General features: G+C 66.6%; 26 protein-coding genes and 1 pseudogene. 11 read left to right on the plus strand and 16 right to left on the minus strand.

Annotated features, from left to right (window positions below):
• Positions 1 to 4: 4 nt before the first annotated feature.
• The 3 genes from MHEC_RS23035 to fadD5 all read right to left on the minus strand — a co-directional run bounded on the left by MHEC_RS23035 (position 5) and on the right by fadD5 (position 3524).
• Positions 5 to 874 (minus strand): MlaE family ABC transporter permease, encoded by an 870-nt coding sequence (locus MHEC_RS23035; protein WP_004571639.1) that lies wholly within the window; start codon positions 872 to 874, stop codon positions 5 to 7.
• 1 nt (position 875) lies between these two features.
• Positions 876 to 1592, minus strand: coding sequence for an MlaE family ABC transporter permease (locus MHEC_RS23040; RefSeq protein WP_372507325.1), 717 nt, complete (start codon positions 1590 to 1592; stop codon positions 876 to 878).
• A 300-nt stretch (positions 1593 to 1892) separates the two neighbouring features.
• Positions 1893 to 3524, minus strand: a complete 1632-nt coding sequence (fadD5, locus tag MHEC_RS23045; RefSeq protein WP_201399667.1) for a fatty-acid--CoA ligase FadD5 — start codon at positions 3522 to 3524, stop codon at positions 1893 to 1895.
• Positions 3525 to 3656: 132 nt separating this feature from the next.
• Between fadD5 and MHEC_RS23050 the strand changes: the two genes are divergently transcribed.
• The gene (locus tag MHEC_RS23050; protein WP_039890417.1) at positions 3657 to 4373 is read left to right on the plus strand and encodes a GntR family transcriptional regulator; all 717 of its coding nucleotides are present in this window, start codon (positions 3657 to 3659) and stop codon (positions 4371 to 4373) included.
• Here the strand turns inward: MHEC_RS23050 and MHEC_RS23055 are convergent, their stop codons facing one another.
• Both MHEC_RS23055 and MHEC_RS23060 read right to left on the minus strand, forming a co-directional pair.
• Complete coding sequence (locus MHEC_RS23055; RefSeq protein WP_004571635.1) at positions 4374 to 4817, minus strand: SRPBCC family protein; 444 nt, start codon at positions 4815 to 4817, stop codon at positions 4374 to 4376.
• Between the two features lie 30 nt (positions 4818 to 4847).
• The gene (locus MHEC_RS23060) at positions 4848 to 5318 is read right to left on the minus strand and encodes an acyl-CoA thioesterase (RefSeq protein ID WP_004571634.1); all 471 of its coding nucleotides are present in this window, start codon (positions 5316 to 5318) and stop codon (positions 4848 to 4850) included.
• Between the two features lie 14 nt (positions 5319 to 5332).
• Between MHEC_RS23060 and MHEC_RS23065 the strand changes: the two genes are divergently transcribed.
• The gene (locus tag MHEC_RS23065) at positions 5333 to 6439 is read left to right on the plus strand and encodes an alcohol dehydrogenase catalytic domain-containing protein (RefSeq protein ID WP_201399646.1); all 1107 of its coding nucleotides are present in this window, start codon (positions 5333 to 5335) and stop codon (positions 6437 to 6439) included.
• Positions 6440 to 6654: 215 nt separating this feature from the next.
• On the opposite strand, the gene MHEC_RS23075 is transcribed toward MHEC_RS23065, so the two are convergent.
• Complete coding sequence (locus tag MHEC_RS23075; protein WP_082169635.1) at positions 6655 to 7233, minus strand: hypothetical protein; 579 nt, start codon at positions 7231 to 7233, stop codon at positions 6655 to 6657.
• Positions 7234 to 7321: 88 nt separating this feature from the next.
• Positions 7322 to 8494, minus strand: a complete 1173-nt coding sequence (locus MHEC_RS23080; protein WP_048890420.1) for a CaiB/BaiF CoA transferase family protein — start codon at positions 8492 to 8494, stop codon at positions 7322 to 7324.
• A gap of 81 nt (positions 8495 to 8575) precedes the next feature.
• On the opposite strand from MHEC_RS23080, the gene MHEC_RS23085 reads away from it, so the two are divergent.
• Positions 8576 to 9250, plus strand: coding sequence for a DUF427 domain-containing protein (locus MHEC_RS23085; protein WP_048890419.1), 675 nt, complete (start codon positions 8576 to 8578; stop codon positions 9248 to 9250).
• 48 nt (positions 9251 to 9298) lie between these two features.
• Here MHEC_RS23085 and MHEC_RS23090 read toward each other — a convergent pair whose 3' ends face one another.
• Positions 9299 to 10180 carry an acyl-CoA thioesterase gene (locus MHEC_RS23090; protein ID WP_048890418.1) on the minus strand — a complete coding sequence of 294 codons (882 nt, stop codon included), beginning with the start codon at positions 10178 to 10180 and terminating at the stop codon, positions 9299 to 9301.
• 38 nt (positions 10181 to 10218) lie between these two features.
• Positions 10219 to 11145, minus strand: a complete 927-nt coding sequence (locus tag MHEC_RS23095) for an LLM class F420-dependent oxidoreductase (RefSeq protein WP_048890417.1) — start codon at positions 11143 to 11145, stop codon at positions 10219 to 10221.
• 88 nt (positions 11146 to 11233) lie between these two features.
• On the opposite strand from MHEC_RS23095, the gene MHEC_RS23100 reads away from it, so the two are divergent.
• The 3 genes from MHEC_RS23100 to MHEC_RS23110 are packed head-to-tail and all read left to right on the plus strand — an operon-like array spanning position 11234 to position 13365.
• Positions 11234 to 11719, plus strand: coding sequence for a polyketide cyclase (locus tag MHEC_RS23100; RefSeq protein WP_048890544.1), 486 nt, complete (start codon positions 11234 to 11236; stop codon positions 11717 to 11719).
• A complete protein-coding gene (locus MHEC_RS23105) occupies positions 11703 to 12536 on the plus strand; it encodes an SMP-30/gluconolactonase/LRE family protein (RefSeq protein ID WP_048890543.1) in 834 nt (277 codons plus the stop codon). The genes MHEC_RS23100 and MHEC_RS23105 overlap by 17 nt, the downstream gene beginning before the upstream one ends.
• Positions 12537 to 12552: 16 nt before the next feature.
• Positions 12553 to 13365 (plus strand): thioesterase family protein, encoded by an 813-nt coding sequence (locus tag MHEC_RS23110; protein WP_048890416.1) that lies wholly within the window; start codon positions 12553 to 12555, stop codon positions 13363 to 13365.
• 3 nt (positions 13366 to 13368) lie between these two features.
• Here the strand turns inward: MHEC_RS23110 and MHEC_RS24610 are convergent.
• Positions 13369 to 13518: pseudogene (locus MHEC_RS24610) on the minus strand (cytochrome P450); the annotation flags it as partial.
• A gap of 115 nt (positions 13519 to 13633) precedes the next feature.
• Positions 13634 to 14317 carry an SDR family NAD(P)-dependent oxidoreductase gene (locus MHEC_RS23115; protein WP_082169634.1) on the minus strand — a complete coding sequence of 228 codons (684 nt, stop codon included), beginning with the start codon at positions 14315 to 14317 and terminating at the stop codon, positions 13634 to 13636.
• Between the two features lie 123 nt (positions 14318 to 14440).
• Here MHEC_RS23115 and MHEC_RS23120 point away from each other — a divergent pair, with 123 nt between their 5' ends.
• Positions 14441 to 14977: a TetR/AcrR family transcriptional regulator gene (locus MHEC_RS23120; RefSeq protein ID WP_048890413.1), complete on the plus strand. Its 537-nt coding sequence runs from the start codon at positions 14441 to 14443 to the stop codon at positions 14975 to 14977.
• Here the strand turns inward: MHEC_RS23120 and MHEC_RS23125 are convergent.
• Positions 14974 to 16314, minus strand: a complete 1341-nt coding sequence (locus tag MHEC_RS23125) for an FAD-binding oxidoreductase (protein ID WP_048890542.1) — start codon at positions 16312 to 16314, stop codon at positions 14974 to 14976. The two genes, MHEC_RS23120 and MHEC_RS23125, sit on opposite strands and share 4 nt — an antisense overlap.
• 50 nt (positions 16315 to 16364) lie before the next feature.
• Here MHEC_RS23125 and MHEC_RS23130 point away from each other — a divergent pair, with 50 nt between their 5' ends.
• Complete coding sequence (locus MHEC_RS23130) at positions 16365 to 17264, plus strand: alpha/beta hydrolase (protein WP_048890541.1); 900 nt, start codon at positions 16365 to 16367, stop codon at positions 17262 to 17264.
• Between the two features lie 12 nt (positions 17265 to 17276).
• On the opposite strand, the gene MHEC_RS23135 is transcribed toward MHEC_RS23130, so the two are convergent.
• Positions 17277 to 17978: a TetR/AcrR family transcriptional regulator gene (locus tag MHEC_RS23135; protein WP_048890412.1), complete on the minus strand. Its 702-nt coding sequence runs from the start codon at positions 17976 to 17978 to the stop codon at positions 17277 to 17279.
• Positions 17979 to 18053: 75 nt separating this feature from the next.
• Between MHEC_RS23135 and MHEC_RS23140 the strand changes: the two genes are divergently transcribed.
• Positions 18054 to 18179: a hypothetical protein gene (locus MHEC_RS23140; protein WP_152967018.1), complete on the plus strand. Its 126-nt coding sequence runs from the start codon at positions 18054 to 18056 to the stop codon at positions 18177 to 18179.
• A gap of 63 nt (positions 18180 to 18242) precedes the next feature.
• Here MHEC_RS23140 and MHEC_RS23145 read toward each other — a convergent pair whose 3' ends face one another.
• From MHEC_RS23145 to MHEC_RS23155, 3 genes are read right to left on the minus strand one after another with little or no spacing between them, the layout of a single operon-like run.
• Positions 18243 to 19667, minus strand: coding sequence for an NAD(P)(+) transhydrogenase (Re/Si-specific) subunit beta (locus tag MHEC_RS23145; RefSeq protein ID WP_048890411.1), 1425 nt, complete (start codon positions 19665 to 19667; stop codon positions 18243 to 18245).
• A complete protein-coding gene (locus MHEC_RS23150; RefSeq protein ID WP_048890410.1) occupies positions 19664 to 19993 on the minus strand; it encodes an NAD(P) transhydrogenase subunit alpha part 2 in 330 nt (109 codons plus the stop codon). Before MHEC_RS23150 ends, MHEC_RS23145 begins: the two co-directional genes overlap by 4 nt.
• The gene (locus tag MHEC_RS23155; protein WP_048890409.1) at positions 19994 to 21085 is read right to left on the minus strand and encodes a Re/Si-specific NAD(P)(+) transhydrogenase subunit alpha; all 1092 of its coding nucleotides are present in this window, start codon (positions 21083 to 21085) and stop codon (positions 19994 to 19996) included.
• Between the two features lie 145 nt (positions 21086 to 21230).
• Between MHEC_RS23155 and MHEC_RS23160 the strand changes: the two genes are divergently transcribed.
• Both MHEC_RS23160 and MHEC_RS23165 read left to right on the plus strand, forming a co-directional pair.
• Positions 21231 to 22445 (plus strand): acyl-CoA dehydrogenase family protein, encoded by a 1215-nt coding sequence (locus tag MHEC_RS23160; protein WP_048890540.1) that lies wholly within the window; start codon positions 21231 to 21233, stop codon positions 22443 to 22445.
• Positions 22442 to 23260 (plus strand): tyrosine-protein phosphatase, encoded by an 819-nt coding sequence (locus MHEC_RS23165; protein WP_048890408.1) that lies wholly within the window; start codon positions 22442 to 22444, stop codon positions 23258 to 23260. Before MHEC_RS23160 ends, MHEC_RS23165 begins: the two co-directional genes overlap by 4 nt.
• The last annotated feature ends 34 nt before the right edge of the window (positions 23261 to 23294 follow it).

Genomic DNA, 23294 nt, shown 5'->3' on the forward strand with positions numbered 1-23294 from the left:
GCAGCTACATCGTCAGGTTGAAGTTCGGGTTGACGCCGTAGAGCGCCAACGCAGCAAAGAGGGCAACGACCTGGACAGAGACCAGCGAGAACCGCATCGACCGCCCGACTGCCTCACCCACGCCGACCGGGCCGCCGCTGGCCGTGTAGCCGTAGTAGCAGTGGGTGAGCATGACCAGCCCGGCGATGATGACTGCCTCCACGAACGACCACAGGACGTCCTCGGGACGCAGGAATGACCGGAAATAGTGGTCGTAAGTGCCCGAGGGTTGGCCGTACAACACGGTGGTGACGAGCTGCGGGGAGATGAACGACATCAGCATCGCCGCCGCATACAGGGGAATGATCACGATCAGGCCAGCCAACGCGCGGGTAGACACCAGATACGCGATCGACTTGATGCCCATCACCTCCAGCGCGTCAATCTCCTCACTGATCCGCATCGCGCCCAACTCGGCCGTCGCGCCGGCGCCGACAGTGGCCGCGAGCGCTACGCCGGTCACCACCGGCGCGGCGATGCGCACGTTGATCAACGCGGCGAAAAAACCCGTGAACACGTCGAAACCGATGTAACCGAGCGACGCATAGCCTTGGATGGCGACCAGCGAACTACCGGACAGGGTCACGAAGGCAACAATCGCGACCGTTCCGCCGACGACCGCCATCGCGCCGGTGCCCATCCCGATCTCGGCGATCAGCCGCAGCACCTCCCGGCGGTAATGCCGCAGCGCCCAGGCAAACCCCGTCGCGCCTTCCACCGCAAACCAGGCCATCTGTCCGACCCGGCTCAGTTCGCGACCCGCGGCACCGCCGTAGCGGCTGAGGTTGGCAGTTGCTCGCGGGAAGCGCGCGCGCAGCACCTGGATCGTCGACATGTCAGCGCCCCGTTCCGAAACGGACACCGATGGTGGTCAGGATGACGTTGACCGCATACAGTGCGACCACACACAGCACCACGGTCTCGTTGACCGCGGTGCCCAGTCCCTTGGAGCCACCCCGCACGGTCAGGCCCCGGTAGCAGCCGACCAGCCCGGCGATCAGTCCGAACACGGCGGCCTTGACGGTCGCGATGACCACCTCTGGCAAGCCGGTGATCAAAGTCAGCGAGGTGAGGTAGGCGCCACCCGACACGTTCTGCAAGTAGACACCAAAGATGTAGCCGCCGACCAGACCCACCATGACCACCAGGCCGTTGAGCAGGGTGGCGACCACGGTGGCCGCCAGCACGCGAGGCACCACCAGTCGGTGGATCGGGTCGATGCCGAGCACCTCCATCGCGTCGATCTCTTCGCGGATGGTCCGCGCGCCCAAGTCAGCGCAGATCGCGGTCGAACCCGCACCGGCCACCACCAACACCGTGGTGAGCGGACCCAGTTGGGTGACCGCACCGATCGCCGCACCGGCCCCGGAGATGTCGGCGGCCCCGGCCTGAGCCAATAGAACGTTGAGCGTGAAGGTGAGGAGCACGGTGAGCGGGATCGACACCGCGATCGTCGGCAAGATGCCGACCCGCATGATGAACCAGCACTGCAGGATGAACTCGCGCCACTGGAACGGGACGCGAAATAACGCCTTGCCGGTCAGCACACACATCCGGAAAAAGCCACCGACGAGGGTGATCGGCGGACCCAGTTGATCGCGGACATAGTCGGTGAGCCGCGGCTGCGTCGTCGTCACTGCTGCCCCCTCACCATCAAACCGCGAGCTCCCAGGTGTAGCGGCGGTTGATGTCGCACGCCTCCTCCTTGCCCCGACCCTCGGTGTGTGACCGCCGCCTCCCTACTCACAGGTAGTAAGAGAGACCACAGGACTGTACCCGATGGCCCGCGGCGCGTACACCGCAATCCGCACAATTGACCCTCCGTCGCCGCCATAGTGAAATTGCCATCATCGTCAATTTCCTGTTCTGGCTGTAGGACAGCTCTTTTCGGCGTCCGGGTCGGGCTTCGTCGCGGCGCCGTACCGTCTGCGCAATTCGGTCTTGAGCACCTTTCCGGCCGGGTTACGCGGCAGTGCATCCACGATTTCCAGACCCTTCGGGTGCTTGTAGCGCGCCAGCCGACCGTCGAGGAATTCGTCAATGTCTTCGAGCCGCAGGTCGTCTCGATTGACGGCTGCGACCGCGACGGGAACTTCGCCCCACCTCTCGTCAGCTCGGCCGATAACGGCAACTTCGACGATGGCGGGATGACTGGCCAGGACGTTTTCCACCTCTGCGCAGTAGATGTTTTCTCCGCCGGAGATGATCATGTCCTTCTTACGGTCGACGACCCAGACGTAGCCCTCGTCGTCCATTCGCACCAGGTCACCGGAATGAAACCAGCCACCCGCGAACGCTTCCGCGGTCGCTTCCGGATTGTTCCAGTAGCCGCTCATCAATGTTGGTGCGCGATAAACGATTTCGCCGACCTCACCGACCGGGACGTCGTTCATGTCGTCGTCAACTACCCGGGCGGCGACCGTCGGGATGACCCTGCCGACCGATCCACGTTTTCTGATGGCGTCCTCACCGAGCAGCATGCAGGTGACCGGCGACATTTCGGTCTGACCGAATGCCGCGAGGATTTGGGCGCCGGGGAAGGTTTCTGACATCTGCCGCAACAACGTGTCCGACGCCGGTGCCGCTCCCCAGGAGATCACCCGCAACCGAAGCTCACGCGGATTGGCCTGCTGTTCGGCGCACACCGCCTGCCACTGTGCGGGCACCAGGAAGATGCCGGTGACTTTTTCCGCCGCCAGCACATCCAGCAGCTGTCCGGGGTCGAACGCCCCGAGGGGATGGATCACCGTGGGGATCCCGAGCAACATCGGCGTCAGCATGTTGCCGAGCCCGGCGATGTGGAACAGCGGCACGCCGATGAAACCGACGTCGTTGTTGAGGTCGACGCCGTGGGTGTAGAGCGCGGTCATCGTCTGCCCGGTCAGGTTGGTGTGGGTCAGCACCGCGCCCTTGGGTCGGCCGGTCGTTCCCGAGGTGTACATGATCAACGCCGGCGCGTCGTTGGGGATGTCGACGGGTTGGTGTGGATCGCCGGTCATCTCGTTCACCAGGTCTTCGTAGCCCAGCAGGCCGTCTTCGGTGGCACCACCGGCGACGACGATCATGCCCAGCCTGGGCTCCTTGTCGCGGACAGCGCTGGCCACCGTCGCCAGCACGGGCTCCGTGATCATGACGCGCGGCTCACAGTCGGCCACCAGGAAGGCGAGCTCGGCGGGCGTGAGCCGAAAGTTCACCGGCACCGCGATCGCACCGATCATGTTGGCGGCCAGGACTGCCTCGATGAACTCGGTGCGGTTGAGCATCAGGATCATCACCCGGTCGCCGAACCCGACCCCGCGTCGGCTCAGGGCACCGGCCAGTGCCGCGACTCGGCCCCGCAGCTCCAGCCACGTCAGCGTCTTGCCCAAGAATCTCAGCGCCGGCGCATCCGGCTGCATCAGCGCATGGCGCTCGAGTTGGTTGACCCAGTTCTGGCGGCGGGAAAGGTAAGGCTGCTCAGCGGAGGCGGCGGTCTGGCCGGTCATCAGCGCGGTCAAGTAGTGGTGTCCCTTCGTCGTCGTTCGCGCCCTGGCGGCAAGTTGATATTTGATCAAACATGGTGTTGTGTGGGTCACATTATGGCCTGACCGTCGCGAAGACAAGCCCTGGAAACGCAGGTGAACGCACCACTTTCCGCATCTGTTGCCGCATCTCGTGTTCGCCAGCCGCGCAGCTGGCGACCAGTGCGCCGGGCGCAATTGTCTGACGAGGTCGCGGGACATCTACGTGCCGCGATCATGTCCGGAACGCTGCGTCCGGGGACGTTCATCCGGCTCGACGAAACGGCCGCCCAGCTCGGTGTCAGCGTCACGCCGGTGCGCGAAGCGCTGCTCAAGCTCCGCGGCGAGGGCATGGTCCAGCTTGAACCGCACCGTGGCCACGTCGTGTTGCCGTTGACCCGTCAAGACATCCACGACATTTTCTGGCTGCAAGCAACGATCGCCACGGAGCTCGCCGCCACGGCCACCGATCTGATCACCGACGCCGAAATCGACGAACTCGAACACCTCAACGAGGAGCTGGCCGCCGCCGTCGGCTCCGGTGATACCGAGGCGATCGCGTCAGCGGAGTTCGCCTTTCACCGCGTTTTCAACCAAGCGAGCGGCCGGATCAAGCTGGCGTTTTTTCTGCTGCATGCCGCGCGCTACATGCCGGCATTGGTCTACGCCGCCGACCCCGACTGGGGTGCTGCCGCGGTAGCCAATCACCGGCAGCTGATCAGCGCGCTGCGTAGTCGCGACAAGGCCGCTGTGCTCGAGCACACCACCTGGCAGTTCACCGACGGCGCAGAGCGACTGATCCAGAAGCTCGAACGCACCGGAATCTGGAGGTAGTCAAGAACTGGCGGCCAGCTGCTCGGCGCGGCGTTTGAGGTTTTCCGCCAGATAGTCCAGCACGTCGTTGACCATTTTCTTCACCATCGGCTTGGGCACCGACATCTCGGTCTCGACGTCCATGTCGACGGTCAGCAGCGACTTCGGACCCATCTCCACCACGCTGAACAACTGCTCGTGCTTGGTGAAATGGTCGCCTTGTTGCATGACGGTCTGAATCTGCGTGGGGCCCGGGTAGTAGACGGCCTGGATGTAGGTGCCTTCGATGCCCTGCCAAGCCATGTCCAAGCGCAGCTGGCTGGGCCGCCCGTCGTCGTAGCGGGCCAGCACCCAGAGGCCTTTGATCTCCTCGTTCCACTGTGGGTAGGACTCAAAGTCGGCGACGATGGCCATGATTGAGCCGGCGTCGGCGGCAACTTCGACTGTCTTGCTCACGAACGGCATTGGCTGAGCATACGTGGATGCACTGGGCGACTAACTGACACAGGCCGTCGACAACAGCGCTCGAATCGCGTCGGGGATCGGTACCGGTTTGCGGGTGGCCCGATCGACGTAGACGTGCACCCAGTGCCCCAGCGCCGCGACTGTCTGCGGCTCGTCGGCGGTGAGTTCCTCGGCAGCGCGAAACAGGCCGAGCCGGTAGGTGACACTGGTGCGCCCGAGCCGAGTTACCGCCAGCCCGACGACGAGCCGCTCCGGGAAGTGCAGCTCGGAAAAGTAGCGACAGCCGGACTCGGCGACGATGCCCTGTGCCGGCATGGTGACCGGATCCACTTCGATGTTCGTGTTGATCCAGCCGTTGATCGCGGTGTCGAACAGCTGGTAGTAGACGGCGTTGTTGAGGTGGCCGAACATGTCGTTGTCGGCCCATCGGGTGAGCACCGGCCAGTGCACCGGAAAGTCGCGGCTGGTGAGGTTGTCCGGTGTAGGCGGGACCGACGTCATGGTTGTATTCCAACATGTTTCGAATTCGGGGCGCCGTGCTGGAGCGCATCGGGCTGCCGCGCCCCTACGCACGATCGAAGCCCATCGATGTGGCCGAGTTGGATTTGGCGCCGCCAGCCGCGGGCGAGTTACGGGTCCGCATCGAAGCCGCGGGGGTGTGTCACTCCGACTTGTCGGTGGTCGACGGCACTCGGGTGCGACCTGTGCCCATGCTGCTCGGTCACGAGGCCGCCGGGGTCGTCGAACAGGTCGGCGACGGGGTTGGCGATGTGGCGGTGGGGCAGCGGGTGGTCATGGCGTTCTTGCCGCGCTGCGGGCGCTGCCCGGCTTGCGCCACCGAAGGCCTTACCCCGTGCGAACCGGGCAGCGCCGCCAACGCGGCCGGGACCTTGCTCGGCGGCGCGATGCGGCTGAGCCGCGAAGGTCGCCCGGTGTACCACCATCTCGGCGTATCTGGCTTTGCAACACAGGCCGTGGTCAACCGCGCCAGCGCGGTGCCGGTCGACCCCGATGTTCCGCCCAACGTTGCCGCACTGCTCGGCTGCGCGGTGCTGACCGGTGGCGGCGCTGTCCTCAACGTCGGTAGACCGCGACCGCACCAGACGGTCGCCGTCGTCGGGCTCGGCGGCGTGGGTATGGCTGCCGTGCTGACCGCGCTGGCGCACAACGACGTTCGGGTGGTCGGGGTCGACCCACTGCCGGACAAGCTCGCTGCCGCCCGCGCCGTCGGCGCCCACGAGACCTACACCCCGCAGCAGGCCACTGAGGCCGGCGTCAAGGCGGCCGTGGTGGTCGAGGCTGCCGGCCACGCCGCCGCGTTGCAGACGGCGATCGAGCTAACCGCCGCGGGCGGGCGGACAATCACCGTGGGGCTGACGCCACCGGAGGCTCGGATTAGCTTGTCGCCGTTAGGACTTGTCGTAGAAGGCCGCACGCTGATCGGCAGCTACCTCGGTTCCGCGGTGCCCAGCCGCGACATTCCCCGTTTCGTGCGGCTCTGGCGATCGGGCCGGCTGCCGGTGGAGTCGCTGGTCTCCTCGACGATCGCTCTCGACGAGATCAACGACGCGATGGACCGCCTCGCCGACGGCACCGCCGTCCGGCAGCTGATCACCTTCTAGGCGGGCCGAGCGGACGCCGCAGCGGATAGTCGAACGCCTCGTCGCGAAGTGGGTCGACCTCGGGGCAGCTGATGAAAGTCGCTGGCATACCGCTGAATTGACGGCATCGAGCAGGCACCGAATCCGGCGACGGCTGTGTTTGGCCCAGGTAGTACCGCCACATCAGCGTGGCAGCAGCGCGATCGGGTCGAAGGGGTCGTAGCAGAACTCCGCCATCAGTGCAGCGGGACCAGCTCGGATTCCACCGGCAAACCCGGCTTCATGTCGCTTAGCAACGTCTCTGTGCGGCCGACCGGCTGGCCGGAGATCCCGGCGGCTGCCAACGCATGAGCCTTGAACGCCCGCGCCGCCCCGCTCAGCACATGCTGGACCGTGGTCGTCCGCCGCCCCACGGTCAACGGCCAATTGTCGTCCCACAGTGTGACTTCGGTGAAGTGGCGGTCCAGGGCTTCCAACACCACCTCGCGGACACGTGCATCGGCGGCGAACACATCGGCACTAACCGCCAATCCCTGGCTGGGCCATGCCGTGCTCGGCACCACCGCCAACCAGGACTCCAGCTCGACAGCCCGCACGCCCAGTATCTGCAACGGCCGGATATCGCGGTGTTGCGGCAACAGCACGGTCACCTCCCAGCCGGCCGCCACCCGGTCGTATAGCCATCCGCCAGCCGAGAGCACGACATCGTCGACCGTGTGCGCGACAACGTCGAGTCGATACTTCAGCGCCGCAGCGTACGGATCGCTGACGCGCTCCGCCGAATGCGGGTCCAGCGCCAGGGTGGAAGTCGTCATCGCATCCTTTCGGCTTTCCGTCAACCGACGCCGAGACGTGAGCCGGCCCACATAGCGTGACAGTTCAAGCTGAATCTGTAAAGTATGGTCATACGCGACGGCGGCGCGCTTCGAGCTCGGCGAGCACTTCCCCGGTATGTTCACCGAGCTGCGGCGCGGTGGATCGTGGCGTCCACGGGGTGCCGCGGAAGTCCGCCGGGGTGGCGACCATCGGGACCGCGCCGCCCGGATCCGGTACCTCGACCAGGCCGCCGGCAGCGTGGAACTGCGGGTCGGCGACGACGTCCTCGACGGAGTTGATCGGCGACCAGAAGAACTCCGGCTCGCCGGTGAAGATCTGCGCCCACTCGTCAAGCGGTTTGGTGGCAAAGATCTCATCCAACTGGGCGATCAGCTCGACGGCGTTGGCGGCGCGCGCCCGGCCGTCGGCGAAGCGGGGATCGGTCAGCCAGTCGGTGCGCCCCACGACGCGACAAAGGGCCGGCCAATGCCGGTCGCCCTGCAGGCCCACGATCCAAAACCGCCGCCCGTCACCGGCGGTGTAGTTGTTCATGCACGGGTTGGCCATCGATTCGCGGTGCCCGACGGCGATCGGCTGACCGGTCATCAGGTAGGTGTTGATGTCGAAGCTGACCGTGTAGGCGCCTTGGCGATACAGCGACGTGGTTACCAGCTGGCCGGCTCCGGTTCGGCCGCGGGCAAGCAACGCGGCGCAGATCGCGGCCGCCAGCGTCATGCCGGCCATGTGGTCGCCCATGCCACCGCGCTGAAACGGCGGGGTGTCCCCGGGCCGGGTGAGCAGATGGGCCACCCCGGCCCGGGACCAGAATGCGGCGATGTCGTAGGCGGCCCGGTCGGCGTCGGGTCCGGTGTCGCCGTAGCCGGTGATCAGCCCGTAAACCAGCCGGGGGAAGGCCGCGGCCACCGATTCGTAGTCCAACCCGAGCCGCTGCAATGCGGCGGGGCGGACGTTCGTCACGAAAACGTCCGCCCCGCTGAGCAATTCGAATGCGGTTCGGCGATCGTCGTCGGTGGTGAGGTCGAGGACGATGCTGCGCTTGGAGCGATTGTCCATCTCGAACGGCGGATTGGTGTCGAAATCGAGCCCCAGCATCCGGCCGAACGCGCGCCCCGGGTCGCCCGTCGGCGGTTCAATTTTCACGACGTCTGCGCCCCAATCGGCGAGGATGCCGCCGGCGGCCGGGCCGGCCACCCACACCCCCAGCTCCACGATGTTGACGCCTTCCAGTGGTCCGGGCATGGCCCTACCATGCCACGAACCGTCGGCTTGACGTGGTTTACAGGGCCGCCACGGTTTGTAAGCTTCAATCGTGGAGGAACGATGAGCCTGGTCGCTGGGCGAGGCCCGCTGAGCAGCAACCCCGCCGGGTGGTCGTCGCCGCCGCTGCCCGAGCACGTGGTGTACGTCGAACCACATCACCGGCGAGTTCAGGGTTTTCGCGGTGACCGGATCGTCATCGACACCGAGCGGGCTGTGCTGGTGCATCGGCGGAATGCGCCGCTCAGCTATGCGTTTCCCGCCGACGCGGTTGGCGAGCTACCCAGTGAGCCGGTGCCGGAAGCGCCTGGCTTCGTTCATGTGCCGTGGGATGCGGTCGACACCTGGCTGGAAGAGGGGCGCAAGCTCGTCCACTACCCGCCCAACCCCTACCACCGCGTCGATTGCCGACCGACCCGCCGACGCCTGCGCGTCGACGTCGCCGGCACGACGCTGGTCGACACCGACGACACCGTCATCGTCTTCGAGACCGCGCTCGAACCGCGGCTCTACGTCGACCCCGCGCTGGTGCGCACGGATCTGTTGCGGCCGACGGATACGTCGAGCTATTGCAACTACAAGGGTTTCGCGACGTACTGGGCGGCCGTCATCGGCGACACGATCGTGCAGGACGTGGCGTGGAGCTACCCGGATCCGCCTCCGGAGAGCTTGCCGATCAAGGGTTATCTCAGCTTCGACCCAGCGCGGGCCGACGTCGCCGCGGAGCTGCCGTCATAGCGCGGCGAGCGCCGGCGGATTTCTCCGTGGTTGTCGCTTTATCCGCCGTTATAGCCGCGCCTGGGCCTTGATCGCGGTGTCGGTCTGCCGCAGCGGCCGGATCAGCGCTTCCTGGGCGAACGACGCGATCAGCTCACCTTCTTCGGTGTGCACGGTGCCGCGCACATATGACATGCCCGCGCCGACCTGAGTGCTCTCGTGGGTGTACAGCAACCAGCCGGTCCAAGACAGCGGCTCGTGAAAGCTGACCGTGATCGTCATCGGCGCGGTGGACACCGTCAGATGCGCCTGGCTGGTGCCGATGCCTTCATGAGCGCGCATCGTGGTCGAGATCCCGAGGTGGCCGGTGAAATAGGCAACCAACGCTTTGGCCAAATCGTCCCGGGTCGGGATCGGGTCGTAGTGCACCCAGGCGTACAGCTCCGGCGGCCCCACCTCGTCGGGGCTGTTGACGTCGACGACGTCGACCAGTCGCACTTCGCGCCCGGCCATCGGCATCGGCGACGGGTTCGCTGCAGCGGGCGGGACCACGTCGGGACGGGGTAGCTGGTGGCGGATGACGTCGGGCGACGGGACGTCGGCCAGCGCGGTCACCGTGACGCACCGCCGGCCGTTCTGCAGCGCGGTGACGACGGCCGTGGCGGTGGATCGGCCCTCGTGCACGACATCGATGTCGAATTCGACGGGCGGGCCAACCATGACGGCCCGGGCGAACACCGCGTGCGCCGAGCGCACCGACTTGTCCGGAAACCGTTTGGCCACCGCCACGATCGCCTGTGCCAGCACCTGGGTGCCCTCCACCACCTGCCGCTCGTCCGCCCCGGCGATCCCGGTGTCGCCGGTGTAGCGGTGGGCCTCGCCGGCCGCTACGTCGAACAAGTCCAGCAGGCCGGTAACCGACCAATGTGTTTGTTCAGATTCCGTGGTCACACGCCGAGCGTGACATTGTCGTCGAGAGTTGTAAAGGCTTACGGCTGGGCCGCGTCGATCACCAGGGCCCGGAACCGGTCGATGGTTTCCAGCACGTGCGCCAGGCTGTCGCCCGGCAGGCCGACCTGCACCCAGGTGACGCCCAGCGCGGCCAGCTTGTCCAAGCCGGTCAGGTAGGCGTCGGCATTGAAGTCGTCGCCTGCCGGGCTGCCGCCGTCGATGTTGGTGAATACCACGTCGATCGCCGTCCAATCCCGGCCGGCCGCTTCCAAGCGGCGACGCAAATCCTCGACACCGGCGGCCAGGCGCTCGATCGAGTCGATGGTCGCCGTGCGGGCGGTCTGGGCCAGCGTCGCAGGGGCGGGAAACGGACACCAGCCGTCACCGTGCTCGACCACGCGTTGCCGCGCAGCCCCGGTGTTGCCGCCGATCCAGATCGGTGGATGCGGCTGGCTCACCGGGCGCGGATGCGCGGTGATGCCCCGGGCGGTGAAGTGCCGACCGTCGAAGGACATCTCGTCGGTGGTCCACACCGCACGGATCACCTCGAGCGCCTCATCGAAGAGCTCGGCCCGTTTGTCGTAGTCGACGCCGAGGGCGGCGAACTCCCGTTTCAGATAGCCCACCCCCACTGCCAGTGTGAACCGGCCACCGGACAGCAGATCGAGCGTCGCCCCGGACTTGGCCACCAGGAACGGGTTTCGGTACGGCAGCACCACGATGTTCGGGATCAGCCGCAACGTCGTGGTTCGGGCCGCGGCGAAGCCCATCGCAACGAACGGGTCCAGCGCGTCGTGACCGCCGGCGTCGAGCCAGCGCTGCGTCGGAGCCGGGTGATCGGTAAACCCGAAGCCGTGGAACCCAGCCGCTTCCGCCGCCGACGCAACCGCGGAAATACCGTCGCCGCATGCCAGTTGCGGGTGGTAGGGGTGACTGTGCATCGGGTGGGTGATCGAGAAGTACACGCTGGGCAGGTTACCCCCGGAAGCGGCATGACACTTGTACGCTATTCTGTAAACCTCTGACCGGCGTCGTCGCGTGGGAGGCAACCAGGTGGGCATGGTGACCACGAGCTCCCAGACGGCCTTCCATCATTCCCCGGAGACCGTCTACCGCTTCGTCACCAACCCGGCGAACTGGACTAAGACCTATCCCGGCAGCGCGCACATCACCAACCTGCGCCGCACGCTGCCGCTGCAGGTCGGCGACACCTGGGCGGAGACGGGCCCGGACGCCAACCGCATCTTCACCTGGCAGCTGGCAATTGCCGTGCAGCCCAAGCTTTTTGTCTTCAATTCGGTCGGCCGTCTGGGTCATGACCGCGACGGTAACGGCGGCCTGGACGGGCGGATGACGATTCAATATCACTTCACCACACCCGGCCATGACGTCACGCTGTTCACCCGCACGACGATCGAGGCCTACAAACACGCGCCGCTGCCCGACACCTTCTTCCGGATCGTCAACCCCGCCCACATCGACGCCTACCACACCGCCGTCGCACGAGAGTTGGATGCCGCCGATGTCGTTGCCCGTTGACCAGGTGACCCCGTTGGCCGCCGGCTTCTGTTTCGGGGAGGGGCCGCGGTGGTTTGAGGGGCTGCTGTGGTTTTCCGACATGCTTGGCGAAGCGGTGCACACCGTCACGCTGGGCGGCGCGATGACGACCTTGCCGCTGCCGGGTCACAGGCCGTCAGGGTTGGGATTCCGCCCTGACGGCTCGCTACTGATCACCTCGACCGACGACCGGGTCGTGTTGCGCTACGACGGCGACACCGTGACGACGATCGCCGACCTCGCCGAGGCGGTACCCGCCGACCTTGGGGACATGGTCGTCGACGCGGCCGGGCGCGCCTACATCGGATCGCAGGCCTTCGAAGGTGGCGTCATCGTGTGCCTCGATCCCGACAACTCGGTGGCCATCGTCGCCGAGGATCTCGAGTTCCCCAACGGGATGGTGATCACGCCGGACGGTCGGAGCCTGATCGTCGCGGAGTCGACGGGGCGGCGGCTGACCACCTTCACCATCACCGACGACGGTGCCCTCGCCGATCGGCGGGTGTTCGCCGAGGGTTTGGACGGTCCGCCCGACGGTATCGCCCTGGACTCCGACGGTGGTGTGTGGACGGCGATGACATTGGCACACCGGTTCGACCGGATCGTCGCGGGCGGGGCGGTGACCGACCGCATCGACGTCGGCGAACGCGCGGCCATCGCGTGTACCCTCGGTGGACTTGGCCGTCGCACCTTGTTTTTGTTGTCGAGCCCCGACGCGTATCCCAAGCGGCTCAAAGGAACCCGTCTGTCCCAGCTGGACACCGTCACCGTCGACATCCCCGGCGCCGGCCTGCCGTGACGGCGAAAGGCGAAGCATGACTGATTCGTATTACGAGCTGATCGACGCGGCCGATCCGCTGGGCGAGAAGTTCACGGCGACCGATCTGGTGCGCAGCACCTGGTCGGCGGCGATCCAGCACGCGGCGCCGGTGTCGGCGCTGCTGGTGCGGTCGCTCGAGGGTTGTGTTCGCCGCGACGACACCCGGCTGAGCAGGGTCGTGGTGGACCTGTTGGGACCGGTTCCGGCCGAGGGCGAGTTCTGGGTGCGCTCACGCATCGAAAGACCCGGCAAACAGATCGAATTGGTGAATGCCGAGATGCTGGGGCCCGGACCGGACGGGCAGCCCCGGCCCGTCGCCCGCGCCAGCGGGTGGCGACTCCAGCAGCTCGACACCACTGACGTGGTGCGGGCGTCGGCGCCGCCGATCGGTCCGCTCAGCCGCGCCGCCAGCCGCAACCTGGAAAGGGACTTCGACCGCAACTACGTGCACAGCCTCGACTGGCGATGGCTCACCGCGCCGCTCAACGAGGGACCCGGCGAATCGTGGATCAGGCCGACCGTGGACCTCGTCACGGGCGAGACTATGACGCCACTGCAGCGGCTTTTCGCTGTCGCCGACTGCGCCAACGGCCTCGGCTCCAAACTTGACATCACCAAGTGGACCTTCCTTAACAACGACCTCGTGGTCCACGTGCACCGCATCCCCGCGGGTGAGTGGATCGGCATCCGCGCCGAAACCAGCTACGGCCCCGACGGAATCGGCATTACGGTAGGCACCCTGTTCGACGAACGCGCGGCGATAGGCGCCATTCAGCAGTCGGTGCTGGTGCGCCGGCGCTCGAGCTGACCACTACCTGACGAACGCCCGGACCCGCTTGATGCCGTGGATGAAACTGCTGTGGAGGAACTCCGGTTCGCCAAATTCGACCTTGCCTAGCCGAGACAGCAACTCGCGGAGGAGGTTTCGCAGCTGGGTCCTGGCCAGTTGATTGCCCAGGCAATCAGGCCATCGGTTGCCCGAAGTCGGGCGAAGGTCTCGTCGCGAACCGCGAACGGCTGATTCCCGCGGGTCGAGATCTCCGATGCGCTGTATTCCCGGGTCAGGCCGGCGGCGGTCATCGAATCTTGCGCTCCTTCACGGGTGCCGAGGCGACACGATGTGCGATGACCTCGACCAACCGCAGGTAGCTGGGTTCGCCCGGCGCCAGCATCGTCGCGATGATGCATGCCACATCGCCCGGTGCCACCCCGCTGCCCGGCCGCGCCGAGCGGACAATCGACGCCCGCACACCGCTCCCGACGAATTCGGCGTCCAGGCCCGAGACCCAGGAGTCGAGCGCCCGTCGGCCTGTCGCCGACACCGCCATGCTCGGTGGTGTTGCGCCGGCGACAAGCTCCGGGCTGAGTAGGACCACATCGCCGTGTCCACGCCGGACCATCGGTGGAATCACCTGTGCGGCAAGGTGTTGCGCACCAAAAACGTGCGTGTCGACGGCTGACAGGCCAGCATCGGTGATCAGCACGTCCACGCCACCGATGAGATAGCGGGCGGACTCGACGAACCGATCGATCGACGAAGTGTCGGCGAGGTCGAGGTAGCCGGCGAACGCCGTCGCACCCCGGGCTCGAAGACGACTGGCCAGCCGCTCACAGAGCTCGGGCCGGCGGGTGCCCATCAGCACCAGATCGCCGCAGCGGGCCAACCGCGCCGCGGTTGCCCGTCCCACCGGTGACCATGCCGCGGTCACCAGGACGGCGCGCTGGGACTGGCTCCACCCGGCGGGCCCTCCTTCAGCCACGGCGAGCGGCTAGGATTTGGTGATCGGATATGTCATCTGCGGGCGAGACGGCCCCCGCCAAGGACCAAGACAGTGGCACCAAAACAGCGTGACACTTCCCCTACAGTTTGTAAAGTTTCGACTGTGAACCACCCGTCAACCACCGAGGCCGACACGTCGACCCGGCAGCGGATCCTTGCGGCCACTGCCGAGGTGATCAGCCGCAACGGCAAACGCAAACTCAGCCTCTCCGACGTCGCCGCTCAAGCGCACGTGTCACGCCCGACGCTGTATCGGTGGTTTGCCTCCAAAGAGGAGTTGCTGGATGCGTTTTCACGCTACGAACGGCAAACGTTCGAAAGCGGTTTAGCCAGGGCGACTGCCGGCCTCAAGGGTGCCGACAAGCTCGACGCCGCGCTGCGTTTCATCGTCGACTACCAATACTCCTACTCCGGCGTGCGCATGGTCGACATCGAGCCCGAGCATGTCATCGCGCAGTTCTCACGTGTCATTCCCGAGATGCGGGAAGGACTGCAACGCCTGCTTCCCGGACCCGGCGGCGCGGTGAAGGCCGCGGCCGCGATTCGCATTGCGATCTCGCACTACATGGTGAGAAGCGACGATGCCGACCAATTCTTGGCGCAGCTGCGTCACGCGGTAGGCATCAAAGCCGCGGACTAGTCGAACAGCACCGCTGCGTTGAGGTAGCCGGTCGGGTCGAATGCGTGCTTGACCGTGCGCATCGCCGCGACATCGGCGGGTTCGCGTGACATGGTGACATACGCGCGCTTGCGGCTACCGACGCCGTGTTCGGAGCTGACGTTGCCACCACAGCCGGCGATCAATTCCATCATCGCCGCGTACAGCCGGCGTTCCTGCTCCAGCGCGCAGCGCAACACGTTGAAATGCAGGTTGCCCTCGCCGACGTGACCGAACAACACCGGTAGCGCTTCGGGAGCGTGTCGGTGCACGAGTTCGGCCGCCTGGCGGGCGAACCGGCTGATCGCCGACAATGGCAGCGAAACGTCGAATTTCAGCGGCGGTCCGTACACGCCGAGCACGTCGGACACCGATTCCCGCGTCCGCCACAGCCGCTGCTGCGCAGCAGGATCCGCACCGACCGCCGGTTCGCCGCATGTTTGCAGCCCGTTGAGCGCGCCGGCGAGCCGTTCGGTCTGGTCGTGATCGCCGGCCAGCTCCACCAACAGCAGCCACTCGGCGCGGACCGGCGCCGCTACGCCCAAATGCTCGGCCATCAGGCGGCCGGCCCTGCCGTCGATCAGTTCCAGGGCCGCGATGCCGTCCAGATCGCGAAACACCCGGGCGGCCCCGACCAACGCTCCCAGGTCGGCGAACCCACACACCGCGGTCACCCGGTGCGACGGGACGGGGTGCAACCGCAGATCAAGTTCGGCGATGACGCCGAGGGTGCCCTCCGCCCCGACGAACAGCGCCGGCAGGTTGTAGCCGGTGTTGTCGGCCCGCACCCGGCTGCGTCGGCGCAGCACCGAGCCGTCGGGCAGCGCAACGTCCAAACCAAGCACCTGCTCGCCCATGTTGCCGTAGCGCACCGTCCGCAGCCCGCCGGCATTCGTCGACGCCATGCCGCCGACGGTCGCGGTGTCGCGGGCGGCCAAGTCGACGCCGAACAGCAGTCCCGCCGCCCCGGCGGCCCGCTGCACGGCCGCTAGCGTCGCCCCCGCGCCGACGTGCAAGCGGCGCTCGACGGTGTCGACGTCACCGACGGTGTCCAGCCGCTCAGTGGACAGCAGCACGTCGTCGTGCTCGGGAACCGTGCCGGCCACCAGCGATGTGCGTCCGCCTTGGACGGTGACGTGGACCGCGGCGCCGCGGCACACCCGCAGCACCTCGGCCACCTCGTCGATGGACCCGGGACGCACCAGCACACTGGCGTGGCCGCGGTAGCGGCCGGTGTAGTCGACGCTGCGGGTGGCAAGTACGTCGGGATCGGCGCTGACATGCTGTCGACCCACCACCCCCACCAGCTGCTGCAGCACGCTTGCGGTCATGGCGTCGAAGTATCACACGGTGCGCAATGATGCGAATCATGGCGCGACGTGACGACGTAGTGTTCCACTCCGGCCGTGAGCGGATCAGCGCGTGGCTGTACCGACCGCAAGCAACCGGCGACGCGCCGCTGCTGGTGATGGCGCACGGGCTAGGCGGTGTGCGCAGGATGCGGCTCGACGCCTACGCGGAGCGGTTCAGCGCCGCCGGCTATGCCTGCCTGGTGTTCGACTACCGCAACTTCGGTGACAGCGAGGGCGAGCCGCGGCAGCTGCTCGACATCGGCATGCAATTGCAGGACTGGGCCGCGGCCGTGGCCTACGCCCGCACTTTGCCAGACCTCGACAGTCACCGAATTGGCTTGTGGGGCACGTCTTTTAGCGGCGGGCACGTGATCGCGACGGCGGCAAGGCTGCCGGGCATCGCGGCCGTCGTCGCGCAGTGTCCCTTCACCGACGGCATCGCCTCGGCGCGTGCGGTGAACCCGTTGCTCATCGCACGCATTACCGCGCTGGCGGTGCGCGATCTCGTGGGCGCCCGGCTCGGCAGGCCACCAGTGATGGTGCCGGTGGTCGGCTACCCGGGCGAGGTCGCGCTGATGACCGCACCCGACGCGTACCCGGGCTTCATGCGGCTGGTGCCCGAAGGGGTGCAGGTCCGCAACGAGGTTGCCGCCCGCTTCGGCGTCAAGGTCCTCGCCTACCGGCCGGGCCGCGCCGCCGGCAAGGTCGCCTGCCCGATCTTGTTCTGCGTGTGCGAACCCGACTCCGTCGCACCCGCCGACACCACGGTGCGACACGCCGCCAAGGCGCCTCGGGGCGAGATCAAGGTCTACCCGGAGGGCCACTTCGATATCTACGTCGGCGAGGCCTTCGACCGCGTTGTCGCCGACCAACTGGACTTTCTCGACAAGCATTTGAAGCCGCAGTGCCGTCGGTGAGCACAGCGCCGGTCAACACGGTGGCGCGTCAGTGTTGTGAACACGCAGCGAAACCTCACGGGTATCGGTCGTTTTCACGTCGTCGCCGAGTGACCACTGCGCGCGGACCGCCTCGTCGCGGATGAGGCCCCGCAGTAGCGCGGTGCTGAATTCGGCGGCGATCTCCTTGGCGGTGCGCCGTCCGCTCGGGCGCAGCCAGCGGTAGGCACCAAGCGTCATTCCGATATAGCCGAGCGCCAGCACGTGCGAGTCACAGTCGAAGAACTCGCCGCTGGCGATACCGCGGTCGATGAGGCCGTGGACGTGGTGATAGACCTGAGCTTCCTTTTCGCGGATCTCGGCGACCTGTTCTTCGGTGAACCACTCGGTGATGTAGGGCTGTTCCTGGAAGTAGACCGCGGCCTGTTCGGGATTGCTCGCGATCCCGGTAAGCAGCCGGACCGTGTACTGGTAGAGCGCCTCGCGGGCGGTCAAAGAGGGATCATCGTGGACGGCGGCCAGTGTGCCCTCGGCGGCCCTGCGGTAGATGTCGAACAGGATCAGTGACTTGCTGGCGTAATAGTGATACACCGTCGCCTTGTTCAAGCCGACCACATCGGCGACGTCGTCCATCCGGGTGCCGTGGTAACCGCGCGCGGCGAACAGCTTGGTCGCAACGGCCAGCAACTCTTCGCGGCGGGAGAGCCCATTGGGCGTAGGGATGTCGGATGGCATGGTTACTCTTTCGGTGTCGATCAACTAGTTGGACAGTCTATTCAAGCGGTTGACGAAGGGGATTAGACTGACCGGATGGATCCGGATCCGAGCTACGACTTTTCCGACGAGCTGGAATTCTTCTTCAACTACTTCACCTGGGGTTTCCGGGGGGTCACCGACGGCCAGGGCTACCCGCCGCCGGCGTACCCGCCGGTCTGAGCCCGCGAGCAGACGCAGAATCGCACTGTTCGGGGCCCGAACGTGCGATTCTGCGTCTGCTCGTCACAGGGCCTTGAGTTCCTCGGTCACCTCGGTCACCGACTTCTTCGCGTCGCCGAACAGCATGGTGGTGCCGTCGGCGTAGAACAGCGGGTTGTCGATGCCCGCGAAGCCGGAATTCATCGACCGCTTGAGCACGATCACCGATTTCGACTTGTCCACATTGAGAATCGGCATGCCGTAGATGGGCGAGTTCGGCTCGTTGCGCGCGGCCGGGTTGGTGACGTCGTTGGCGCCGATCACCAGCGTGACATCGGTGCGGGCGAACTCGTCGTTGATGTCGTCCATGTCCTTCATCGCGTCGTAGTCGACTTCGGCTTCGGCCAGCAGCACGTTCATGTGCCCGGGCATTCGCCCGGCGACCGGGTGGATCGCATATTTCACCGGGACACCACGGGACTCCAGCAAGGTGGCCATGTCCTTGACCGCGTGCTGCGCCTGCGCGACGGCCATCCCGTAGCCGGGCACCACGATCACCTGGTTTGCGTAGGCCATCTGGATGGCGGCATCGGCGGCCGACGTGGACTTGACGTGCTTGTCGCCGCCGGCGGCGCCGCCGACAGCCACGCCACCTCCACCAAACCCACCCGCCACGATCGCCGGGATCGAGCGGTTCATCGCCTTGGCCATCAGGTTGGTCAGGATCGAACCGGACGCGCCGACGATCATGCCGGCAACGATCATCGCGGTGTTGTTCAGCGCCAAACCGGCGGCGGCGGCGGACAGGCCGGTCATCGCGTTGAGCATCGAGATGACCACGGGCATGTCGGCGCCGCCGATCGGCAGCACCACCATGAGACCCAGCACGCCCGCGGCGGCCAGCAGGCCGACCATCCACCACAGCGGCACCCCGCCGCTGCCCGGCCGGGCGCCAAGACCGATGACCACCGCGCAGACCACGGCCGCCACCAGAAGCAGCACGTTCAGCGGCTGTTGCGCCGTGCCGATGCCGATCGGCCGACCAGGGATGATCTCCTGGAGCTTGCCGAACGCGATGATCGAACCCCAGAACGAAATCGACCCGATGATCGCGGCGAACAGCGAGGCGACCACGATGTGCACCGTCGGCGCTTCACCGTAGCGGAACGCGGAAAAGCCCTCGGTCTCAATGAATTCCGACAGCGAGATCAACGCGACGGTGCCGCCACCGACGCCGTTGAAGAATGCCACCAGCTGCGGCATCGCGGTCATCTTGGTCAACCGGGCCGGGGGAACCCCGAGCACGACACCCAGCACCAGCCCGGCGATGATCAGGGGCCACTGCTGAGTATGCCGGATCAGGATCAGCGTGGCCCCGACAGCGATGGCCATGCCCACCGCGGCAATCAGATTGCCGCGCACCGCGGTCTTGGGCCCGGTCAGACCCATCAGCCCGTAGATGAACAGTGCGAACGAGATGATGTAGAGGATCGTGACCAGGTAGCTCATTGACCTTGCCCATCCGTTTCTGCCTTGACGGGCGCAGCCTTTTTGCTTTTGAACATGCCCAGCATCCGGTCGGTGACGATGAAACCGCCGATGACGTTGAGCGTGCCGAACACCAGCGCCACGAACAGGATGATCTGCAACGCGATCGACGGGTGCTCGATACGCCCCAGCAGCACCAGAGCTCCCAGGACGACGATGCCGTGGATGGCGTTGGTCCCAGACATCAGTGGCGTGTGCAGCGTATTGGGCACCTTGGAAATCACCGCGAAGCCGACGAACCCGGCTAGGACCAGGATCGCCACGTTGGCCAGAAGTTCGTCATACATCTAGCTGTCCTCTCCCCGGGTCACGCATGCCGCCGCGACGACCTCGTCGTCGAAATCGGGCGCCAGCTTCCCGTCTTTGATCAACAGATCCAGCAGCGCGGTGATGTTTTTGCTGTAGAGCTCACTGGCGTGTTCGGGCATGGTCGCGGGCAGGTTCAGCGGTGCGGTGATGGTGACGTCGTGCTTGACGACGGTGCGGCCGGGCTCGGTCAATTCACAGTTTCCGCCCGCATCACCGGCCAAATCCACCACGACGCTGCCGGGCTTCATGCCCTCGACCGCGGCCGCGGTCACCAGCCGCGGGGCCGGCCGACCCGGCACCAAAGCGGTGGTGATCACCACGTCGAACCCACTGATCGCCTGCTCCAGCGCTTTCTGCTGTTGCGCGCGTTCCTCGTCGGTGAGTTCGCGCGCATAGCCGCCCTCCCCGGCAGCATCGATCCCGAGGTCGAGCCACTGCGCACCCACCGAGCGCACCTGGTCGGCAACTTCGGGCCGGACGTCGTACCCGGTGGTGCGCGCGCCCAGTCGTTTCGCCGTCGCCAGCGCCTGCAGGCCCGCCACCCCGACGCCGAGCACCAACACCGTGGCCGGTTTCACCGTGCCCGCCGCCGTGGTCAGCATGGGAAAAAACCGGGTCGACTCGGATGCGGCCACCAGGACCGCCTTGTATCCGGCGACGTTGGCCTGTGAGGACAGCGCGTCCATCGACTGTGCCCGCGAAATCCGCGGGATGGCCTCCAACGCGAAGGCCTGAACACCCGCGGCCCGCAGCGCCTCGACCTGGCTGTCGGGGCTGCGCGGTGCAAGAAAGCCGATCAGCGTCTGCCCGCGGTGCAGCCGGGCGACCTCGTCAGGAGTCGGCGGCGCCACCTTGACCACGACATCGGCGGTCCACGCGTCGCCGATGCTGGCACCGGCGCCGGTGTACAGCTCGTCGGGCAGCAGCGCCCGCTGCCCGGCACCGGATTCGACGATTACCGCGATCCCGCTCTTCGCCAGCGGTGCCACCGCCTTGGGAACCAGTGCTACCCGCCGCTCGTCCTCAGCCGACTCGGCGACCACTCCGACCGTCGTCTGCGTATCTGTCATCGCACGTACATCTACTTTCCTGCGCCGTTGGATGCTCCGCTACCCTAACCCGATGGCCCGGCTCCTCCCCGGGCCGATGCAGCCCATCGATGCGTCCGCTCGTGGCGCAAGCAGGTCGCCTATCGTGGCGGGCATGGATTTTGCGATGTCGGCCAAGGCCAGTGACTACCACAAGCGGCTGTCCGACTTCATGACCGAGTATGTCTTTCCCGCCGAGGCCGAATACGACCGCTACCGCCGCGACGCCGGCCCACACGACCACACAGTGCCGCCGATCGTCGAGGACCTCAAGCGCAAGGCCAAGGAGCGCGGGCTGTGGAACCTGTTCCTGCCCGCCGAATCCGGGCTCAGCAACGTCGACTACGCGCCGCTGGCCGAGCTGACCGGCTGGAGCGTGGAGATCGCCCCCGAGGCGCTTAACTGCGCGGCACCGGATACCGGCAACATGGAGATTTTGCACCTGTTCGCCACCGAGGAGCAGCGCCGGCAATGGCTGCAGCCGCTGCTCGACGGCGAGATCCGCAGCGCGTTCTCGATGACCGAGCCTGCGGTGGCCAGCAGCGACGCCCGCAACATCGAAACCACGATCGCGCGGGACGGCGACCACTACGTCATCAACGGCCGCAAATGGTGGACGTCGGGAGCGGCCGACCCGCGCTGCAAGATCCTCATCGTGATGGGCCGCACCAACCCCGACGCCGCGGCCCACCGGCAGCAGTCGATGATCCTGGTGCCGATGGACACTCCCGGGGTCACGGTGGTGCGCTCCACACCGGTGTTCGGCTGGCAGGACCAGCACGGCCACTGCGAGGTGATCTACGACAACGTGCGGGTGCCGGCAGCGAATCTGCTCGGCGAGGAGGGTGCGGGTTTCGCGATCGCCCAGGCCCGGCTGGGGCCGGGCCGCATCCACCACTGCATGCGTGCCCTGGGCGCGGCCGAACGCGCGCTGGCCCTGATGGTCGACCGGGCCCGCAGCCGGGTGGCGTTCGGCAAGTCGCTGGCCGAACATGGAGTGGTGCAGCAGTCAATTGCCAAGTCCCGCAATGAGATCGATCAGGCTCGGCTGCTCTGCGAGAAAGCGGCGTGGACCATCGACCAGCATGGCAACAAGGCAGCGCACCTGCTGGTCTCACAGATCAAGGCGGTGGCCCCGCAGGTGGCCTGTGATGTGATCGACCGCGCCATCCAGGTGCACGGCGCGGCAGGAGTTTGCGACGACACTCCGCTGGCCCGGCTCTATGGCTGGCATCGGGCCATGCGGATCTTCGATGGACCGGACGAGGTCCACTTGCGGTCGATTGCCCGCGCCGAAATCAACCGTGAGAAAAGCGTTTTCGCCGCGGCGGTTACCAAGTGACCACCGAGATCCAGGAACTGCCCGGCGCGGTCAACTTTCGCGATGTCGCGCTCTCGGCCGGTGTGCGGCCCGGCCGGCTGTTCCGCTCCGGTGAGCTGAGCCGACTCGACGACGACGGCCGCGCAGCGCTGCGCCGGCTCGGCGTCACCGATGTCGCCGACTTGCGCTCTCGCCGCGAGGTCGAGCGCCGCGGGCCCGGGCGTGTGCCCGACGGCGTCGACATCCATCTGCTGCCCATCCCCGACCTTGCCGCCGACCAAGTCGAGTCTGACGGCGAACCCCCGCACGAGCATGCGTTCCAGCGGCTGATGACCGACAAGCCCAGCACCGAGTCGGTCGCCGACGCCGCTGCCCGCTACATGGTCGACGAGTACCGTCGCTTTCCCACCTACGCCGGGGCACAACGCGCTGTGCGACAGGTTGTTTCGCTGCTTGCAGCCGGACGCTCGGTGTTAGCGCATTGCTTTGCGGGCAAGGACCGCACCGGCTTCATCATCGCGGTGGTGCTCGAAGCGATCGGACTGGACCGCGAGGCGATCCTCGCCGATTACTTGCGCAGCAACGACGCCGCGCCACAACTTCGAGCCCAGATCATGGAGATGATCCGGCAGCGGTCGGAAACCCAACTGACCCCGGAGGTGGTGACGTTCACCGAGGCGCGGCTTTCCGACGAGGTCCTCGGTGTGCGCCCCGAATACCTGGCCGCCGCCCGGCAGACCATCGATGAGACCTACGGCTCGCTGGACGCCTACCTGCGCGATGCGGCCATCACCGAAGCCGATGTTGACCGGCTCCGCTTCGAGCTGCTGGCCTGAAGTCGGCTGCACCGGTTTGGCGGAGACCGATCGT

It is taken from the genome of Mycobacterium heckeshornense, from assembly GCF_016592155.1.
GTDB classification, from domain to species: Bacteria; Actinomycetota; Actinomycetes; order Mycobacteriales; family Mycobacteriaceae; genus Mycobacterium; species Mycobacterium heckeshornense.

What these genes read in the sequence shown, in the direction of transcription:
- MHEC_RS23035 (WP_004571639.1), bottom strand. Translation starts at nt 874, where the DNA reads ATGTCGACGATCCAGGTGCTGCGCGCGCGCTTCCCGCGAGCAACTGCC.
- MHEC_RS23040 (WP_372507325.1), bottom strand. Translation starts at nt 1,592, where the DNA reads ATGTGTGTGCTGACCGGCAAGGCGTTATTTCGCGTCCCGTTCCAGTGG.
- fadD5 (WP_201399667.1), bottom strand. Translation starts at nt 3,524, where the DNA reads ATGACCGGCCAGACCGCCGCCTCCGCTGAGCAGCCTTACCTTTCCCGC.
- MHEC_RS23055 (WP_004571635.1), bottom strand. Translation starts at nt 4,817, where the DNA reads ATGCCGTTCGTGAGCAAGACAGTCGAAGTTGCCGCCGACGCCGGCTCA.
- MHEC_RS23060 (WP_004571634.1), bottom strand. Translation starts at nt 5,318, where the DNA reads ATGACGTCGGTCCCGCCTACACCGGACAACCTCACCAGCCGCGACTTT.
- MHEC_RS23065 (WP_201399646.1), top strand. Translation starts at nt 5,333, where the DNA reads ATGTTTCGAATTCGGGGCGCCGTGCTGGAGCGCATCGGGCTGCCGCGC.
- MHEC_RS23075 (WP_082169635.1), bottom strand. Translation starts at nt 7,233, where the DNA reads ATGACGACTTCCACCCTGGCGCTGGACCCGCATTCGGCGGAGCGCGTC.
- MHEC_RS23080 (WP_048890420.1), bottom strand. Translation starts at nt 8,494, where the DNA reads ATGCCCGGACCACTGGAAGGCGTCAACATCGTGGAGCTGGGGGTGTGG.
- MHEC_RS23085 (WP_048890419.1), top strand. Translation starts at nt 8,576, where the DNA reads ATGAGCCTGGTCGCTGGGCGAGGCCCGCTGAGCAGCAACCCCGCCGGG.
- MHEC_RS23105 (WP_048890543.1), top strand. Translation starts at nt 11,703, where the DNA reads ATGTCGTTGCCCGTTGACCAGGTGACCCCGTTGGCCGCCGGCTTCTGT.
- MHEC_RS23110 (WP_048890416.1), top strand. Translation starts at nt 12,553, where the DNA reads ATGACTGATTCGTATTACGAGCTGATCGACGCGGCCGATCCGCTGGGC.
- MHEC_RS23130 (WP_048890541.1), top strand. Translation starts at nt 16,365, where the DNA reads ATGGCGCGACGTGACGACGTAGTGTTCCACTCCGGCCGTGAGCGGATC.
- MHEC_RS23135 (WP_048890412.1), bottom strand. Translation starts at nt 17,978, where the DNA reads ATGCCATCCGACATCCCTACGCCCAATGGGCTCTCCCGCCGCGAAGAG.
- MHEC_RS23140 (WP_152967018.1), top strand. Translation starts at nt 18,054, where the DNA reads ATGGATCCGGATCCGAGCTACGACTTTTCCGACGAGCTGGAATTCTTC.
- MHEC_RS23145 (WP_048890411.1), bottom strand. Translation starts at nt 19,667, where the DNA reads ATGAGCTACCTGGTCACGATCCTCTACATCATCTCGTTCGCACTGTTC.
- MHEC_RS23150 (WP_048890410.1), bottom strand. Translation starts at nt 19,993, where the DNA reads ATGTATGACGAACTTCTGGCCAACGTGGCGATCCTGGTCCTAGCCGGG.
- MHEC_RS23155 (WP_048890409.1), bottom strand. Translation starts at nt 21,085, where the DNA reads ATGACAGATACGCAGACGACGGTCGGAGTGGTCGCCGAGTCGGCTGAG.
- MHEC_RS23160 (WP_048890540.1), top strand. Translation starts at nt 21,231, where the DNA reads ATGTCGGCCAAGGCCAGTGACTACCACAAGCGGCTGTCCGACTTCATG.